General features: G+C 62.3%; 16 protein-coding genes. 13 read left to right on the plus strand and 3 right to left on the minus strand.

The features are described from left to right. Nucleotides 1–28: 28 nt before the first annotated feature. The 5 genes from G8767_RS01130 to G8767_RS01150 all read left to right on the plus strand — a co-directional run bounded on the left by G8767_RS01130 (nt 29) and on the right by G8767_RS01150 (nt 4,922). Entirely contained in the window at nt 29–388 is a 360-nt protein-coding gene (locus G8767_RS01130) for a metalloregulator ArsR/SmtB family transcription factor (protein WP_166809106.1), read from the plus strand. Next, on the plus strand, nt 381–842 hold the full coding sequence (locus G8767_RS01135) for an SRPBCC domain-containing protein (protein WP_124569623.1): 462 nt from the start codon (nt 381–383) through the stop codon (nt 840–842). The genes G8767_RS01130 and G8767_RS01135 overlap by 8 nt, the downstream gene beginning before the upstream one ends. 82 nt (nt 843–924) lie before the next feature. After that, nucleotides 925–1,803, plus strand: coding sequence for an SMP-30/gluconolactonase/LRE family protein (locus G8767_RS01140; RefSeq protein ID WP_166809107.1), 879 nt, complete (start codon nt 925–927; stop codon nt 1,801–1,803). A gap of 1 nt (nt 1,804) precedes the next feature. Then, entirely contained in the window at nt 1,805–2,818 is a 1,014-nt protein-coding gene (locus tag G8767_RS01145; protein ID WP_166809108.1) for a TIGR03617 family F420-dependent LLM class oxidoreductase, read from the plus strand. Between the two features lie 193 nt (nt 2,819–3,011). Then, complete coding sequence (locus tag G8767_RS01150) at nt 3,012–4,922, plus strand: alkyl sulfatase dimerization domain-containing protein (protein ID WP_166809109.1); 1,911 nt, start codon at nt 3,012–3,014, stop codon at nt 4,920–4,922. Nucleotides 4,923–4,989: 67 nt separating this feature from the next. Here G8767_RS01150 and G8767_RS01155 read toward each other — a convergent pair whose 3' ends face one another. Then, nucleotides 4,990–6,522, minus strand: a complete 1,533-nt coding sequence (locus tag G8767_RS01155) for an FAD-dependent oxidoreductase (RefSeq protein WP_206028791.1) — start codon at nt 6,520–6,522, stop codon at nt 4,990–4,992. 153 nt (nt 6,523–6,675) lie between these two features. Between G8767_RS01155 and G8767_RS01160 the strand changes: the two genes are divergently transcribed. From G8767_RS01160 to G8767_RS01190, 7 genes are all read left to right on the plus strand, one after another. Then, a complete protein-coding gene (locus G8767_RS01160; RefSeq protein WP_095968846.1) occupies nt 6,676–7,302 on the plus strand; it encodes a TetR family transcriptional regulator in 627 nt (208 codons plus the stop codon). A 192-nt stretch (nt 7,303–7,494) separates the two neighbouring features. After that, a complete protein-coding gene (locus tag G8767_RS01165; RefSeq protein ID WP_166809469.1) occupies nt 7,495–8,658 on the plus strand; it encodes a steroid 3-ketoacyl-CoA thiolase in 1,164 nt (387 codons plus the stop codon). A 34-nt stretch (nt 8,659–8,692) separates the two neighbouring features. Beyond that, nucleotides 8,693–10,873: an acyl-CoA dehydrogenase gene (locus G8767_RS01170; protein ID WP_166809111.1), complete on the plus strand. Its 2,181-nt coding sequence runs from the start codon at nt 8,693–8,695 to the stop codon at nt 10,871–10,873. Between the two features lie 7 nt (nt 10,874–10,880). Next, nucleotides 10,881–12,083: a lipid-transfer protein gene (locus G8767_RS01175; RefSeq protein ID WP_166809112.1), complete on the plus strand. Its 1,203-nt coding sequence runs from the start codon at nt 10,881–10,883 to the stop codon at nt 12,081–12,083. After that, nucleotides 12,083–12,952: a MaoC/PaaZ C-terminal domain-containing protein gene (locus tag G8767_RS01180; protein WP_124569630.1), complete on the plus strand. Its 870-nt coding sequence runs from the start codon at nt 12,083–12,085 to the stop codon at nt 12,950–12,952. Before G8767_RS01175 ends, G8767_RS01180 begins: the two co-directional genes overlap by 1 nt. Next, the gene (locus tag G8767_RS01185; RefSeq protein ID WP_166809113.1) at nt 12,952–13,602 is read left to right on the plus strand and encodes a PaaI family thioesterase; all 651 of its coding nucleotides are present in this window, start codon (nt 12,952–12,954) and stop codon (nt 13,600–13,602) included. Before G8767_RS01180 ends, G8767_RS01185 begins: the two co-directional genes overlap by 1 nt. 23 nt (nt 13,603–13,625) lie before the next feature. Continuing rightward, nucleotides 13,626–14,414 carry an SDR family oxidoreductase gene (locus G8767_RS01190; protein WP_166809114.1) on the plus strand — a complete coding sequence of 263 codons (789 nt, stop codon included), beginning with the start codon at nt 13,626–13,628 and terminating at the stop codon, nt 14,412–14,414. A gap of 31 nt (nt 14,415–14,445) precedes the next feature. On the opposite strand, the gene G8767_RS01195 is transcribed toward G8767_RS01190, so the two are convergent. Then, the gene (locus G8767_RS01195) at nt 14,446–15,270 is read right to left on the minus strand and encodes a mycofactocin-coupled SDR family oxidoreductase (RefSeq protein WP_124569632.1); all 825 of its coding nucleotides are present in this window, start codon (nt 15,268–15,270) and stop codon (nt 14,446–14,448) included. A 135-nt stretch (nt 15,271–15,405) separates the two neighbouring features. On the opposite strand from G8767_RS01195, the gene G8767_RS01200 reads away from it, so the two are divergent. Further along, the gene (locus G8767_RS01200) at nt 15,406–15,564 is read left to right on the plus strand and encodes a hypothetical protein (RefSeq protein WP_166809115.1); all 159 of its coding nucleotides are present in this window, start codon (nt 15,406–15,408) and stop codon (nt 15,562–15,564) included. A gap of 31 nt (nt 15,565–15,595) precedes the next feature. On the opposite strand, the gene G8767_RS01205 is transcribed toward G8767_RS01200, so the two are convergent. Next, nucleotides 15,596–17,092 (minus strand): DUF222 domain-containing protein, encoded by a 1,497-nt coding sequence (locus tag G8767_RS01205; RefSeq protein ID WP_166809116.1) that lies wholly within the window; start codon nt 17,090–17,092, stop codon nt 15,596–15,598. Between the last annotated feature and the right edge of the window lie 58 nt (nt 17,093–17,150).

Raw genomic sequence — 17,150 nt, forward strand, 5'->3', positions numbered from 1 at the left:
GTTATTCCTTAATTAAGGAGTTGCTTACATGGATGCGCGAAGTGGCCGGCTCGATGCAGTGTTCAGCGCACTGGCCGACCCGACGAGGCGTGAAATGCTCTCTCGCCTGACGGATGGTTCGAAGACCGTCGGTGAGCTGGCCGAGCCGTTCGAAATGAGTAGACCCGCCATCTCGCAGCATCTGAAGGTGCTCGAGCGAGCCGGTCTCATCGAACGAACCGCCACCGCGCAATGGCGCACATGCACCCTTCGCGCAGAGGGTCTCGACGACGCGAGCGCCTGGGTCGACGAGCACCGGCGCGGTTGGAACGAACGCTTCGATCTTCTCGACGAGCGTCTACGTGAGCTGAAACAACGTCGACCGAAGAAGGAGAAGGACAATGAGTGACCAGAATGCCGATGCCACTGCAGAATTCACCATCACCCGGATCTTCGACGCGCCGCGCGATCTCGTCTGGCAAGCGTGGACCGATCCCGACGAGGCGGCGCGTTGGTGGCACCCTGAGGGTGTCAGCAGCCCTCGGGAGCACGTCACGATCGATCCCAGAGTTGGCGGAACGTACCGCTACCTGATGATCAACGACGAGAATGGTGCCGAGTTCCCCACCGGCGGAACCTATCTCGAGGTCGACGAGCCGAAGAAACTAGTCTTCACCTGGGGAGATCCAGGAGATTCGGTGGATACTGCGCCGCGAATCACGGTCACGCTCGCAGATCGGGGCGACAAGACCGAGATGACATTCCATCTGGTCGGGGTGCCGGGTTTCAAGGGCGACGGCAACGTCTACGACGGGTGGGAATCCGCGTTCGACGTGCTGGACCAGGTGTACCGCGGCGAGTAGTCGGGAATCGGACACCGCCACCGGGGCACCGATGATTGAATGGAGTGAATACACCATTCAATCACCGACGTGGGAGAGCCTGATGGCACCAGAGGTTGCGGTAGTTCTCGAGGGTTATACCTACTTCGAATGCCCACGCTGGCACGAAAACCGGGTTTGGGTGTCGGACTTCTATACCTACCAGGTGATTTCGGCCCGCGAGGACGGGACCGACATACGCGTGGAGGCGGAGGTTCCAGGGCAACCGTCGGGGCTGGGGTGGCTTCCGGACGGCAGATTGCTGGTGGTCTCCATGCGGGACCAGAAGATTCTGCGGCGAGAATCCGACGGCGAGGTGGTGGTGCACGCAGACTTGTCCGAGTACGTCAGTGCCAACGTCAACGACATGCTGGTCGATGCGCAGGGACGAGCGTACGTGGGCAACTTCGGGTTCGACCTGATGAACCTGGCTCCGGTCGAAACGGCAGATCTCCTGCGCGTCGACCCGGACGGATCGGTACACGTCGTGGCGCGAGATCTCCACTTCCCCAACGGTATGGCTCTGACGTCGACCGGAGATCTGCTCGTGGACGAAACGCTGGGAAATCGAATCAGTGCGTTTGCGGTCCAGGCCGACGGCTCCCTGAGCGAACGCCGTGATTGGGCGTCGTTCGGGCCGGTACCTGGTGGACCTGAGATGGAGACCACTCTCGCTCAGATCGTCGTTGCGCCCGACGGATGCTGCATCGACGGAGACGATTCGATGTGGGTGGCCGACGCCCTCGGAAGTCGTGTTCTTCATGTGAGCGCCGGCAAGATAATCGATGAAATTGCCTTCGACAGCGGTGTCTTCGCGTGCGGGCTCGGCGGCTCCGACGGACGTACGCTGTTCGTCTGCGCCGCACCGGACTTCAACGAGCACGCTCGTAAGGTCGCCAACGAAGGAAAGCTGTTGTCGATTCGCCTGGAGCCGTTGGGCTGACATGGAATTGGTGACCTCGCTACCTGCCGACACTCCGCTGCGGCAGATAGCTCAGCACGTCGAACGCATCGAGAAACTCGGTTTCGACACGGTGCACATCTCCGAGACCGTCCGCGATCCTTTTGCGGTGGCAGCACTCGCCGTCGAACACAGCACCACCCTCACCGTCCGGACGTCGATGGTTGTCGCATTTGCGCGCAGTCCCATGGTGACGGCTTTGGCCGCGTGGGATCTGGCGGACTTCTCCGGTGGACGATTCCAATTGGGGCTTGCGACGCAGGTGCGGGGGAACATCGTCGGACGGTATTCGATGCCGTGGACGGATCCTGTTGCGCAACTGCGTGATTACGTCGGCGCTGTGCGTGAGATATTTCGCGTGTTCCAAACGGGCGGCAAACTCGACTATGCCGGTTCGCACTACACTTTCAACAGGCTGCAACCCTATTTCAGCCCGGGGCAGATCGGTGTTCCGGCTCCGGAGATCTGGACCGGGGGAGTGAACTCACGGATGTGCTCCCTCGCGGGCGACGTCGCCGATGGATTTGTGGCTCACCCCACGAGCTCCCATCCGAAGGTGCTCGCGGAGAGGATCATTCCGTCATTGACGGGCGGTGGGAGGAAGCCGAGACTGATTGTCGTTCCGAAGACGATCACCGGCAAAGATCGGGCCGCGATCATCGCGCAGCGAGAAGCGGTGCGCAGCGAACTCGCCTTTCTCTACTCCACTCCGGCGTACCGAGTCGCGCTGGAGGTCCTCGGATTGTCCGAGATCGGGGAGGAGCTGACAGTGATGGCGCGGGCAGGTGACTGGGCCCAGTTACCTGCCGTCCTCACCGACGATGTTCTCGACATCTTGATCACACAATGCACTTATGCGGAACTCCCCGACGTGGTGAGTTCGAAGTACGCGGGCCTCTGCGACGGGATTGCACTGTCGGTGCCGACGGATCCTGCAGACGACGGTGCCTTCACGGCGATGTGTGAGGAGCTTCGAGCTGCAGCGTCTGCCGAATGACCTCCGTCGAGTGAGGTCTGCTCGATGTGATCTGCCTGCTCTCCGGGGGTTCAGTTGCCATCTCACCTGTGACGGGTGATGCGCGAATTCCGTGTGGCCACCAGATTGGCTGCAGAGGGTTCCGCGTGAGGTCACGTCCGATGGCGTCGCGTGCTTGCGTGGGCGAGAAGACGAGAATCGGAGGAAAGTGCTCATGGGTGCTGAGACCAAGCCTGCAACGCCGTTCACGGTCGAGGTCAACCGCGCGGCAGTAGATGACTATCCGATGTCGGACCGAGCAGATTTCGGCGATGCCGACCGCGGATTCATCGCCGGGTGGGACAACGACCAGGTCTTCAACGACAACGGCGATTTGATCCACGACGGTCAACCGCTCGAATACATCGGCGATGACAAACAGGCTCCGGAGACGGTAAACCCGAGTCTGTGGAGGCAGTCGCAGTTGGTGAGGCGCTGTGGGCTCTACAAGGTGGTCGACGGTCTGTACCAGGTCAGGTTCGCAGTAAACCTCACCATCGTCGACGCTCCCGACGGACTCGTCGTCATCGACACCACCACCAGTGCCGATCTCGCCAAGGCGGGCCTTGCGTTGTTCCGTCGTGAACTGGGCAACAACAAGCCTGTCGTCGCGATCATCTACACCCACACGCATTTCGACCACTACGCCGGAGTCAAGGGCCTCGTCGACGAGGCAGACGTGGTTTCGGGCAAGATCCCGATCGTCGCGCCCGGAACCATCGAGTCGTTCAACAAGTTCGCGATCGGTGAAAACGTCATCACCGGCAATGCGATGTCGCGACGCATGGGGTATACCTTCGGTTTGATTCTGCCGCAATGTGATTGCGGTCTGGTGACAGTTGGTCTGGGTTCGGGTGCCGACAACATGAACATTCACATGACCTACATCCCGCCCACCGACGGCATCACCAAGACCGGTGAGGTGCGCAACCTCGGTGGGTGGGACTTCGAGTTCCTGTACGCCCCGGACACCGAGGCGCCGGAGGAGATGCACATCTGGATTCCCGCCATCAAGGCACTCACCTGTGCCGAGAACGCCAATCACTCGATGCACAACATCCAGACGATCCGTGGTGCGCGCACGCGAGATGCACGAAATTTCGCGCGGTACCTGGACGAGACATTGGTGCGGTGGGGCGACGACGTGGAAGTGCACCACGGCCCGCACACGTGGCCGGTGTGGGGGAACGCCACGGTAGTGGAATTCCTTGAATCACAACGAGACATGTACAAGTTCATCCACGACCAGGCGCTCCGATTCGCGAACCAGGGTTACACGCCGCTCGAAGCTGCAGAGGTAGTGCGACTTCCGGAAGCCATCGGCCAGAAGTGGTACAACCGTTACTACCACGGCGGACTACACCACAACGTGCGCGCGGTTTTCCACAAGGAACTCGGTTTCTGGGACGGCGATCCTGCGACGATCTTGCCGTTGTTGCCCGAGGATCACGCCAAGCGGCACGTCGACTTGATCGGGCGGGACAAGATACTTGCCGAGGGCCGCAACGCCTTCGACGCGGGTGACTATCGTTGGGCTGTACAACTTCTGCATCATCTGGTCTTCGCCGACCCGGCTGACGACGAGGCGAAGAATCTACAAGCCGATGCCTACGAACAACTCGGGTATCAGCAGGAAGTACCGCAGTATCGGTCGATCTTCCTCGCCACTGCGATGGAACTGCGGAACGGGGTGACTGGCGCCGGTCAGGTCAATACCGACAGCACCGACACGATTCTGGCGATGCCGATCGATCTGCTCTTCGACTACGCGGGAGTACATCTCGTTGCGGAAAAGGCCGATGACGTCGACATTTCCGTCAATTTCAGTTTTGCCGACACCAAGCAGGACTGGAACATGTGGGTGCGTCGAGCGGTGCTGAACGCCCGCTCCGGACGTGCTCCCGACGCACAACTGACTCTCACCGGCCCGAAGGCGCTACTTGCCGGAATTCTGCTCCAACCAGGCAAAGCGTCCGCCATTCTCGACAGCGGGAAGGTCACGTACGACGGCGATGTCTCGACTCTGTCGCGTTTCGCCGACATCATGGACGTGTTCGACCCGAATTTCAACATCGCGACACCGTGAGAAGGAGAATGGGGCAACCGATTACCATTCGGCTGCCCCATCATCTGCTGCTCTACGATCTAGTGCGTCACTTCGCCATGTCCTGGGCTGCTCGGTAGGAGAAGACCATGGCAGTACCGAGCGGAACTCCGGGGCCGGGGTAGAAACGCCCGCTCAATGAAGCACTCGTGTTGCCGGCGGCGTACAGACCGTCGATGGCGCTGCCGTCGGCGCGCAGGACACGGCCGTCGACGTCAGTGACCAATCCGCCCTTGGTGCCGAGGTCACTGAGGACGATGCGGGCTGCGTAGAACGGACCGTTCTCGACGGCCGTCAGTGCCGCATTCGCGCCGCCGTTGGGTGGGCAGAAGAACGCGTCGTACGGGTCTTCGCCGCGGTGGAACTCTTCGTCGACGCCCAGTTTTGCCGCATCGTTGAACTTTTCGACGGTGCTGCGCAGCGCGTCGGCCGGCAGTCCGGTCTTGGCGGCGAGTTCTTCGAGCGTATCGGCGGCGACCCACGTCCCGGCTTCGAGATGCTTGGCGGGTGCGGTATTCGGGATACAAATGGCGGGCAGCCCGCCACCCTCGCGCGAGTCGAAGATCATGAACGACGGTACGGCCGAACCGTTGTCGTCGTGCGCATCCATCGCTCGCCCGAACTGGTCGTACGGAAGCGACTCGTTGAGGTAGCGCTCACCAGCGTTGTCGACGACAAGTCCGCCGCGAACGCCGACCATGAAGGCGGCACTGCCGTCCGGCTGCTCGACGCCGGGGCAGAACCACGCCTGATCGAGCAAAGCGGTTGCGCCACCGACAGCGATACCGGCAGAGATCGCATCGCCGGTGTTGGCGCCGAAGGGACCCATACTCCAGATCGCCTTGCCGGGGGTGCCGGCCTGCTCACGCATCTCGGCGTTGCCTTCGATGCCGCCCGCTGCCATCAGGACACCGCGGTTCGCCTTGATTCGCTGGGTTTCGCCGCCGGATTCGACCTCGGCCCCGACGACTCGTCCGTCCTCGACGATCAGGGACGTGAGAGTGGATTCGGTTCGAAGTTCTGCCTTGCCCGTGCTCTGGACTGCGGCCAGCAGACGGCCGATCAGTGCGCGCCCACCGATCATCGGGCCGGGCGCATGGCCTTGACCGGTCCGGTCTTGGTCGAGTTCGGGACGCACCTTGCCGGCGAGTTCACCGATGTCCGCCGGATCGAGATCCAGTGGGTTGATGGAGCGTCCCGTGTCCATCCTGCCTTCGGCTTTGTAGTAGTCGGGGAACGCGCGGAACTCGAATTCGATGTGCGGGTTCTGCTCGAGTAGGGCGACGACATCGGGAGCGGTCTCGACATAGGCGTTCTGGCGCTCGGACTCGGAATCGCCGAGCAATGCGCGTAGATAGGTGCGTGCGTTCTCCGTCGAGTCGGGGAGTCCCGCACGTTCCTGTACCTGGGTTCCCGGCAGCCAGATGGATGCGCCCGAGTACGCGGAAGTTCCGCCGAAGCGATCGGTTTTCTCAAGGACGATCGTCGTCAATCCTCGAGCTGCCGCGGTGTATGCGCCGGTCAGCGCGCCGCCGCCGGAGCCGACTACCAACACGTCGCACTCGGTGGTCCAGTCCTGCATCATTGCGTCCTTACTCCAAGAGGGTGGGGTGTCCACGGAATACCGCACGGCGAGAGAAGGCCATGCCAGGTCCCACTGAGCGGGCAATATGCCGAGATGGGTGGTCGAGATGAGAGAATTGGCGAGGTCGTTCGCGACCGGGACACAGAATCGATGATGGGGGCGACGTTGCCGAGAATTGCCGAGGTCAGGGACGCTGCAGAGCCCAGTTCGGACGAGCAGCGGGCGCGCCATGTGCGGATGCTGGAAGCGGCCGCCGAATTGGGGACCGAGAAGGAACTCTCACGGGTACAGATGCACGAGGTCGCCAAGCGGGCGGGCGTGGCCATCGGCACTCTTTATCGCTATTTCCCCTCGAAGACGCACCTCTTCGTCGCTGTGATGGTCGAGCAGATCGATCAGATCGGTGCCAGCTTTGCCAGGCATCAGGTTCAGTCGGACAATCCACAGGATGCGGTGTACGAGGTATTGGTTCGCGCCACTCGCGGGTTACTGCGTCGGCCGGCTCTCTCGACTGCGATGCTGCAGTCGTCCAGTACCGCCAACGTCGCGACGGTGCCGGACGTGGGCAAGATCGATCGCGGATTCCGGCAGATCATCCTCGATGCGGCTGGGATCGAGAACCCCACCGAAGAAGACAACACCGGGCTGCGTCTGCTGATGCAGCTGTGGTTCGGGGTTATCCAATCGTGCCTCAACGGTCGAATCTCCATCCCCGATGCGGAGTACGACATCCGCAAGGGATGCGACCTGCTCCTGGTGAATCTCTCACGACACTGACGTGACCTCGCCCCGCCTCGGGGTGGGTTCGTCATGTCTTCAAAATTGAAATCAATTCTATTTTTGGATCGGCACAGGTTCAGAGTTGATGTCAATCCGGACATTGCCCTGACATCATTAATAGAATAAATTACAGAAAATTGAACGGTGAGCCAGCTCACCGACCGAAAACTCCACGAAGGAGCGAACATCATGGGTCATGCAGTCATCGTCGAGGCCGCTCGGACACCGATCGGCCGTCGTCGCGGCGCCCTGGCGGGACTGCACCCCGCCGAAATTCTGGGAGCAGCGCAGCTCGGCGTTCTCGAGCGGGCAGGCGTCGCACCGGAAGACATCGGACAGATCATCGGTGGCTGTGTCACCCAGGCGGGTGAGCAGTCCAACAACGTCACGCGGCAGGCGTGGCTGCACGCCGGATTGCCGTACAGCACAGCGGCAACCACTATCGACTGCGCCTGTGGATCTGCCCAGCAGGCAGTGCATTTGATCTCCGGCCTGATTTCCTCCAATCAGATCTCGGCCGGTATCGGCTGCGGCGTCGAGGCCATGAGCCGTGTGTTCCTGGGCCAGGCAAATGCGCCCGGAACGGGGAACCCGTACCCGGACGACTGGACCATCGACATGGGTGATCAGTTCACCTCGGCGCAGCGCATCGCCGAAAAACGCGGCATCACGCGCGCCGACGTCGACGCCTTCGGTCTCGAGTCGCAGCGCCGCGCAGCCCAGGCCTGGGCGGAAGGCCGCTTCGACCGCGAGATCGTTCCTGTCAAGGCTCCGGTGGTGGACAAGGAAGGCGTGCCCACTGGTGAGATTGCCACTGTCACTCGCGACGGGGGACTGCGTAAGACGACGGCAGAAGCGCTCGCTGGGCTCAATCCGGTTATCGAGGGCCACATCCATACCGCCGGAAACTCGTCGCAGATCAGTGATGGCGCCGCTGCGGTACTGCTGATGAGCGAAGAGCGCGCACAGGAACTGGGATTGAAGCCCCGCGCGCGGATCATCGCGTCCGGCATGATCGGATCCGACCCGTTCTACCACCTCGACGGTCCCATCGAATCCACCCAGATGGTGCTCGACAAGGCCAAAATGACCTTGGACGACATCGATCTCGTCGAAATCAACGAAGCATTTGCATCCGTCGTGCTCTCCTGGGCGCAGGTTCACGGCGCCGACCTGTCCAAGGTCAACGTCAACGGTGGTGCGATCGCGCTCGGGCATCCCGTCGGCTCGACGGGTGCTCGTCTGATCACCACTGCGCTGCACGAACTCGAGCGCTCGAACAAGTCGACGGCTCTGGTCACGATGTGCGCCGGTGGCGCTCTCTCGACCGCCACCATCATCGAACGCATCTGACCCGTACTGACACTGTCGAATTGACGAGGTAGACATGACTATTGGATTGAGTGAAGAAGATCGTGACCTCCGCGACTCCGTACGGGGCTGGGCGGCGCGTCACGCAACACCCACCGTCATCCGTGAAGCGGTCGAGGCGAAGGTCGAAACCCGCCCCCAACTCTGGAACGGGCTTGCCGAGCAGGGACTTCTCGGACTGCACGTAGCCGAGGAATTCGGCGGTGCCGGATACGGATTGGTCGAACTCGCTATCGTCGTCGAGGAACTGGGACGCTCGATGGTTCCCGGACCGTTCCTGCCGACGGTAGTGGTCAGCGCCGTACTCAGCGATGCCGGGGTGACCGGCAGGCTACCGGCGCTCGTGGACGGCAGTACTCTCGGAGCTGTTGCACTGCAGCCGGGTTCACTGAAGATCACACGCGACGGTGGTGTCGCCACTCTGAGTGGTACGTCCAGCCACATTCTCGGCGGTCATGTCGGCGACGTGTTCCTGCTCGCGACCGACAGCGGATTCGTGTTGCTCGAACGCGATCGTCTCGAGGTCACGGACTTGGCCAGCTATGACGTCGTGCGTCGTAACTCCGAGGTCACCGTCGACGGCTTGGTCCTCGCTGATTCCGAGATCCTCGCCATCGATGCCCAGCGTGTACTCGACATTGCCGCAACACTGTTCGCGGCCGAGGCATCAGGCTTGGCCGACTGGGCAGTCACGACCTCGGCCGACTACGCGAAGGTGCGTCAGCAGTTCGGTCGCGCGATCGGCCAGTTCCAGGGAGTCAAGCACAAGGCCGCCCGCATGCTCGCTCTTGCCGAGCAGGCTCGTGTCTGTGCTTGGGACGCAGCGCGTGCGCTGACCCCCGCCAATGGCGTCGACGCCGAAGAGGCCTCTCTCGCAGCAGCAGTCGCCGGGGCCACGGCCCTGGAGGCAGGCTTTTCCGTCACGCGTGACTGCATCCAGGTGCTCGGCGGAATCGGTTACACGTGGGAGCATGACGCGCACCTGTACCTGCGCCGCGCGCAGTCCTTGCGAATTCTGCTGGGTTCCACGGCATCTTGGCGTCGTCGTGTTGCGGAGCTGACCATTGCCGGCACCCGTCGCGTGCTCAGCATCGAGTTGCCGCCCGAGGCCGAGGCGATCCGCGCCGACGTTCGCGCCGAGATCGCTCCTGCACTCGAACTCGAAGGTGCCGCGCAGAAGACGTATCTTGCGGAAAAGGGCTACACCGCACCGCACTTCACGGCTCCGTGGGGCAAGTCCGCCGATGCTGTCAGCCAGCTCGTGATCGCCGAGGAATTGCGCGCGGCGAAGATCAAGCCGCACGACATGATCATCGGCAACTGGGTCATCCCGACGCTCATCGCGCACGGCAACGAAGAGCAGCTTGCCAAGTTCGTCCCGCCGTCACTGCGCGGCGGCATAGTCTGGTGCCAGCTCTTCTCCGAGCCCGGCGCAGGTTCCGACCTCGCGGCCCTGAGTACCAAGGCCACCAAGGTCGACGGTGGCTGGAAGTTGCAGGGCCAGAAGGTATGGACGTCGATGGCACGCGACGCGCACTGGGGAATCTGCCTCGCGCGCACCGACGCTGACGCACCCAAGCACAAGGGCCTGTCCTACTTCCTCATCGACATCAAGAACAGTGGCCTCGACATTCGTCCGCTGCGCGAGATCACCGGTGAAGCACTGTTCAACGAAGTCTTCTTCGACGACGTCTTCGTTCCTGACGAGTGCCTGGTCGGCGAGCCAGGCGACGGCTGGAAGCTCGCTCGCACCACGCTGGCCAACGAGCGTGTCTCGTTGTCCAACGACTCCTCTCTCGGATCGGGTGGCGAGGCTCTTCTGAGCCTGGTCGACGGACTGCCCGGTGGCATCGACGACGAGCAGTTGACCGTTCTCGGAAAGGTGCTGTGCGACGCGCAATCCGGCGGTCTGCTCGGTCTGCGCACCACGCTGCGCTCGCTCACCGGCGCGCAGCCGGGCGCCGAGTCCTCGGTGGCAAAGTTGATCGGTGTCGAGCACATCCAGCAGGTCTGGGACGTGGCAATGGAGTGGGCCGGACCGAGTTCACTTCTGGGCGAACAGCATCGGATGTCTGCAACTCAGATGTTCTTGAACTCGCAGTGCATGTCCATCGCGGGTGGTACAACCAATGTTCAGCTCAACATCATCGGTGAGCGAATCCTGGGTCTGCCTCGCGACCCCGAACCGGGAAAGTGACCTGCACATGAGCAATCGCACCTTCGTCATCGGCGTGGGCATGACCAAGTTCGAGAAGATCGAGACCCGCGACTGGGAATACCCCGACATGGTGACCGAAGCCGTCTCGAATGCCCTGGCCGATGCCGGGATCGGCTACGACCAGATCCAGCGCGCTGCAGTCGGTTACGTGTTCAATGCGTCGACAGCAGGACAGCGAGCTCTCTACGAGACCGGTCTGACCGGCATTCCGATCTTCAACGTCAACAACAACTGCGCCACCGGCTCGACGGCACTGATGACCGCGCGAGAATGGGTCCAGGCCGGGCAAACCGAGTGCGCTTTGGCCGTCGGCTTCGAGAAGATGACCAAAACTGCACTGACCGGCACCGGTGAGATGCCCAAGGTCACGACTTTGGACTCGCAGCTGAAGATCATGGTCGAGGACTACGGCTTCGCGCGCTCACCCATGACTGCGCAGCTGTTCGGCAATGCTGCCGTCGAACACATGAAGAAGTACGGCACGACGGTCGAACAGATTGCAGCCGTGGCGGTCAAGAACCACAAGCACTCGGTCAACAACCCGTATGCGCAGTTCCGTGACGAGTACACCCTCGAACAGGTACTCGGTGACAAGATGATTCACGATCCACTGACACGTTCGCAGTGCTCGCCGACTTCGGACGGCGCCGGAGCCGCGATCGTCGTCAGTGAGAAGTTCGTCCGTGAGCACGGACTCGAGGGCCGAGCGATCGAGATCGTCGCTCAGGCCATGACCACCGACACCGAGGCAGCATTTGCCGAGAGGTCGATGATCGACGTTGTCGGCGCGCCGATGACGGCGGCGGCCGCCGAGCAGGTCTTTGCCGAAGCCGGCATCAGCATCGAAGACGTCGACGTCATCGAACTGCACGACTGCTTCGCGATCAACGAGATCATCACCTACGAGGGCCTGGGGATGTGCGCTGTCGGAGAGGGCGGAAAGCTCGTCGAATCCGGCGCGACCACGTACGGCGGCCAGTGGGTCGTCAACCCGTCGGGTGGTTTGATCTCGAAGGGACACCCGCTGGGCGCGACGGGGCTGGCCCAGTGCGCCGAACTCACGTGGCAGCTTCGCGGGACCGCGGACGCTCGCCAGGTCGAGGGCGCACGAATCGGATTGCAGCACAACCTCGGACTGGGCGGCGCGTGCGTCGTGACGGTCTACCGAGCCGGAACTTTGGAGAACTGATGGCTATCGATCTCGATGTGGCGTTGTCCGCCGAACCGACAGTGCGCGAAGCGTCGTGGACCGACCGCGACGTCATGCTCTACCAGTTGGGACTCGGAGCAGGAGCGAATGCTCTGGATCCCGCAGAACTCACCTGGGTGTACGAAAAGGGTCTGAAGGTACTTCCGACGTTTGCAATGGTTGCAGGCCAGGGAGTTTCGGCGGGTGTGCTGCCCGCACCGTCGATGAGTATGCCGGGAATCGACATCGACCTGCGCAAGATTCTGCACGGTGGGCAGTCGCTGACACTTCACGCGCCGATCCCGTCGACGGGTGCTGCTCGTATTTCCTCTCGGGTCGCCGACGTCTGGGACAAGGGAAAGGCAGCTGTGATCGTTCTCGAGACCGCGGCGCACGACCTTGACGGGAACCCGTTGTGGACCACCGGAATGCAGATCTGGGCGCGCGGCGAAGGTGGCTTCGGCGGCAGTGCCGGTCCCGAAGTTGTTGCCGGGGTGCCCGATCAGGCGCCCGACAAGGTACTGACGTCGAGCACGAGTCCCTCGCAGGCGCTGGTCTACCGACTCAGTGGAGACATGAACCCGCTGCACGCCGATCCTGCCTTCGCGAAGATGGCGGGCTTCGACGCTCCGATTCTGCACGGCCTGGCGTCGTACGGCATCGTCTGCAAGGCAGTGGTGGACGGAATCCTCGACGGAGATCCGACGAGGGTGAAGAACTACTCGGTGCGGTTTGCCGGTTCGCTGTTCCCCGGCGAATCCATCACCACCTCGGTATGGCAGGACGGCAACACGTTGACGTTGGCGGCGACCTGCCCCGAGCGCGAGAACTCCCCGGTTCTCACACACGCAACAATGGAGATCAACTGATGGACCTCGGTACACACCCCACGGCAGCCACACACCCGGGCGGCGCGATTCTGACGTCGCCGCCGCAAGACGCCCCGGTCGACCGGGCCACGGCAGCAGCCCGACGCGTTGTCGACGCGATGCTGCGGACCGACCGCGAAAACGCTAACCTGGACCGGGTTGCGGAGGAGCTCAACAGCATTGCCGAGCACCTCGAGCAGCACTCACCCGAGGTGGCTGAGCGTTTGATCGACATGTGGAACGGTGAGGGCGTGACTCGTCACGATCCGGTGACCGGCCCCGAGAATGCCATTGCGCCGCCGCTCGTTCTGGAAGGGCTCGCTGACGGGTCGGTGCAGGGAGTGGTCACGTTGACGCTGCCGTACCAGGGCCCTCCCGGCCATGTACACGGCGGTGTTTCGGCGCTGCTGCTCGATCACGTTCTCGGCGTCGCGAACGCCTGGGGCGGAACTTCCGGCATGACAGCACAATTGAGCACTCGGTACCATCGCCCGACTCCGCTGTTCGAGCCCCTCACGATCAGCGGCAAATTCCTTTCCAAGGACGGCCGCAAGATTCACACCGTCGGTGAGATCAAGACTGCGGACGGCGAATTGTGTGTGTCGGTAGAGGGCCTGTTCATCGACAAGACCGTGCCGCGCCCCAGGTAGGGGTTCTGACGAAGGAGGGCCCAGTGGGCAAGCTCGACGGACGTGTAGCAGTGGTCACCGGTGCCGGTATGGGCATCGGGCGCGGAGTGGCGGGCGCGTTCGCGCGTGAAGGCGCGTCGGTGTTGGTTGCCGAGATCGACGAGGCAGCGGGCCTCGAAACCACCCAGTGGTTGCGGGACGAATGGGGCGCGGAGGCTGAGTTCATCCGTACCGATGTCACCGACAAAGCGCAGGTTGTCGCCATGGTGGACCGGGCCGTCGAGCGGTTCGGGCGCCTCGACATCCTGGTCAACAATGCTTGGCGGACTTTCGGTTTCGCTCGGCTCGAGAACATGACCGACGAGCAGTTGCGCGGCGGTTTCGACATGGCAGTGATGGCCGCTTTCTGGGCCATGCAGGCCGCGTTGCCGGAACTCGAGCGTCACGGCACGGGCCGCGTGATCAACATGTGCAGCCTCAACGGGGTGAATGCTCACATGTACTCGGTGCAGTACAACGCGGCCAAGGAAGCATTGCGAACGCTGACTCGCACTGCTGCCCGCGAGTGGGCCCCCAAGCATGTGAACTGCAACGTCATGTGTCCCGGTGCGCAGAGTGCGGCGTACAAGCGTGTCGCCGAAGCCAATCCGGAGAACGTGGCAGTGATGGCCGCACAGAACCCGATGGGGCGGATCGGCGATCCCCTCGACGACATCGGCCCCGTTGCGGCCTTCCTGGCGAGTGACGACAGCCGCTACGTCACCGGCAACACCCTCTTCGTCGACGGCGGCGGGCACATCAACGGTGTGCAGTGGGCGCCGACCGTCGACTGATCGGCAGTTGTTCGGCTCGAGATTCCGGTGTCTATTTGGCCGTGAAGCCGGCGTCGACCGGCAACGCGATACCTGTGACGTATCGAGCCTGATCCGAAACCAACCAGGCTATCGCGTTGCTGACGTCGGCAGCCTCGATCAGCCCGACGTTCAAGAGGTTGCCCACGTCGGCTCCGCTCGATGTGGGGGAGTCCGCAAACAGTTTCGCGACGGCGTCGTTGACGACCATCGGTGTATTCGCGCCCGTCGGGTGCACGGAGTTGACACGAATATTGTGGGGAGCAAGCCAGTGCGACCACGTGCGACCAAGCCCCACGATGGCATGTTTACTCGCGCAGTAGCCGTCGGACCCGCCGGTGCCGTCACCTCCGCGACCGACAAGTCCCAGTGTCGATCCGGTCAGGACGATTGCGCCGCCTGTCCCTTGCTCGATCATCGGGGGCGCTGCGGCCTGGACGGTATTCCAGACACCGAAGAGATTGACCTCCATCTGGTCGCGGAAGGCGCGAGCATCGTCGACGTCCGGAGACATCATGCCGATACCGGCGTTGGCCAGGACGATGTCGAGGCTGCCCAACTCCGCAATTCCTTCGGATACTGCAGCTTCTAGCGCAGGTAAATCGCGAACGTCGACTTCTCGCGCGACGACATGTCGCCCGAGGGCCTCGACCATTGCCGTTGTCTGCCTCAAATCGTCGTCGGTTCCCATCGGGTAGGCCACCGATTCGATCTGACGGCAGATGTCGAGCGCAATGATGTTCGCGCCCTCCTGCGCCAGTCGCACGGCGTGGCTTCGGCCCTGACCTCGGGCGGCTCCGGTGATCAGTGCGGTTTTGCCTTCCAACTGTCCGGGCATGGGTGCTCCGTCCGTCGAGATACATGATTACTCGGTCATGAGTAATGACTCGAGCGGAAGGCGAAACTCGTCGCCGGCGACGTAGTCTGAGTTCAGATACAGCGGGAACTCGCTTCGGAAGAGAAGGGGCTCGGTATGTCCGATTGGGAGAAGAAGTTCGAAGCTGAAGCCAAGGGCCTCCTGGCAGAGGTTGAAGAAGAGCTGACCGTCCTCGAAGGTGTCGACACCATCGATCCGTTTGGTGAAGACGATCCGTCAGCGGGAGATGACGACACCAAGCCGACGTCAGATTGACCCCGGCGACACGTCGACGCACCTCGGCACCTCAGAACGGTGGCGGGTCGTCTCCGTAATCGATGGGTTCTCGATGGGTTCGCGGTGATTTCCGCCGCTTGCATTGAACGTGCTCCTCAGCTCGTTTCTGTATCCGTCGGCGTTGACGATTGCGTTCGGACTGGATACGGGCGGCCTTGTTCTCCGCCTGGGTCCGCCGATCTCGACCGCACTGCGGCGGTATCGGGCCGTGCGGCCCGGCCATCAACCCTGCGGGGCGTGTTCGGTAGCAATGCCCAGTCGGCGATGTCAGCGACATGGTCCGATCCTGGTTCGACGCGAATCGCCACCGGTCGGAATGCTTGAGGCGATGGTGGTTGCGGCAGAACGCACTCATATTCGATTCGACTGTCTTGCCGCCGCGTTCGGGGTCGCCATGATGGAACGGTTCATTGTGGTCCAGATCGGAATTCCAGGCCGGGACATCACAATGCAGCCATTGGCAGCTGCCCGCGATGATCCGCAACCAGGTATCGAGAACTGAACCAGGCCGGTAGACGTACGCCGAACCGGGCACCGATTCGGTGGCGGTATCAGCGGGTACTCGGACGTTTCGAATTACGGCGTCTTGGGCGATGTCGCGAGCATGCTCAGCGCTGATCACCCCGTACCCGTCGAGGTGAGCGGGCTCGCCGCCTCCGCGCAGAGTGGAATCAGTCATCACGACGTGAACCACGGGCCGACGAACGACAACACCACCGCTACGATCCTGCGGGCAATCAGCTCGGCCACAGTTGCACGGCAAGAACGGTGATCCGTTGGTCAACTCGAAGAGCGCGTCGGCTCGTCGCTGCTCGTACGTTCGGGAGTCGTTTCGGCATACCGACATTGCCAACTCGCGTAGTCGGCCGTCGAATGCCCGAGCCTGCTCTGCCGGAATGCTGCCCAAGATCTTTGCCATCCCGTCCTCGGCAGCGCTGACCCCGACAAACCGATCGGTGAGCGCACGACGTCGGCGTTCTCGCATACCTTCTGGGTCCACCATCGCCACGATCCGATCGATCGCCGCTGTAAGTCGTCTGCCCGTCAGGCCCGTTCCGCCGGCTACCGGTGGGGCGAGAACTTGTTCGAGCAGTTGTCGTTCCACCTCGTCGATCAGCTCGTCTTTCACGTTCGCGGTCGCGGAATCGATCAAACCGACTCGGTACAGATCCAACTCGCCACGCGCCATCGCTGCTCGAGTGCGGTGCAGCCGAGTCTTCAACGAGAACCCCAACCCGATCAACTTCCCGGCTGCAGCGCGACCCATCGTGAGCGTCGCGCCGACTTCCGATTCCGCCAACTCGTGTGCGGTCGACGACCACGCACCACCGGCGACATGCTCTGAGCTTCGCCGCGAAAAGAACTCGGCAATCACAGCGAGCTTGCGTTCGACCGGCATCGCCTCGCACGCATGCAGATCTGTCATGAGATCAACCAGCGCACAATCAGTTTCGGTACCGGTCAGCTGTGCCGAGATACCGAAAAGCTCTGTCGCGGGGTTGAACATGCATCAACCATATTCGAATGCATGTTCGAGTGAAGCTGAATCTTCAAATCAGTCGGAA

The organism is Rhodococcus sp. IC4_135, assembly GCF_011602025.1.
Taxonomy (GTDB): domain Bacteria; phylum Actinomycetota; class Actinomycetes; order Mycobacteriales; family Mycobacteriaceae; genus Rhodococcus_F; species Rhodococcus_F baikonurensis.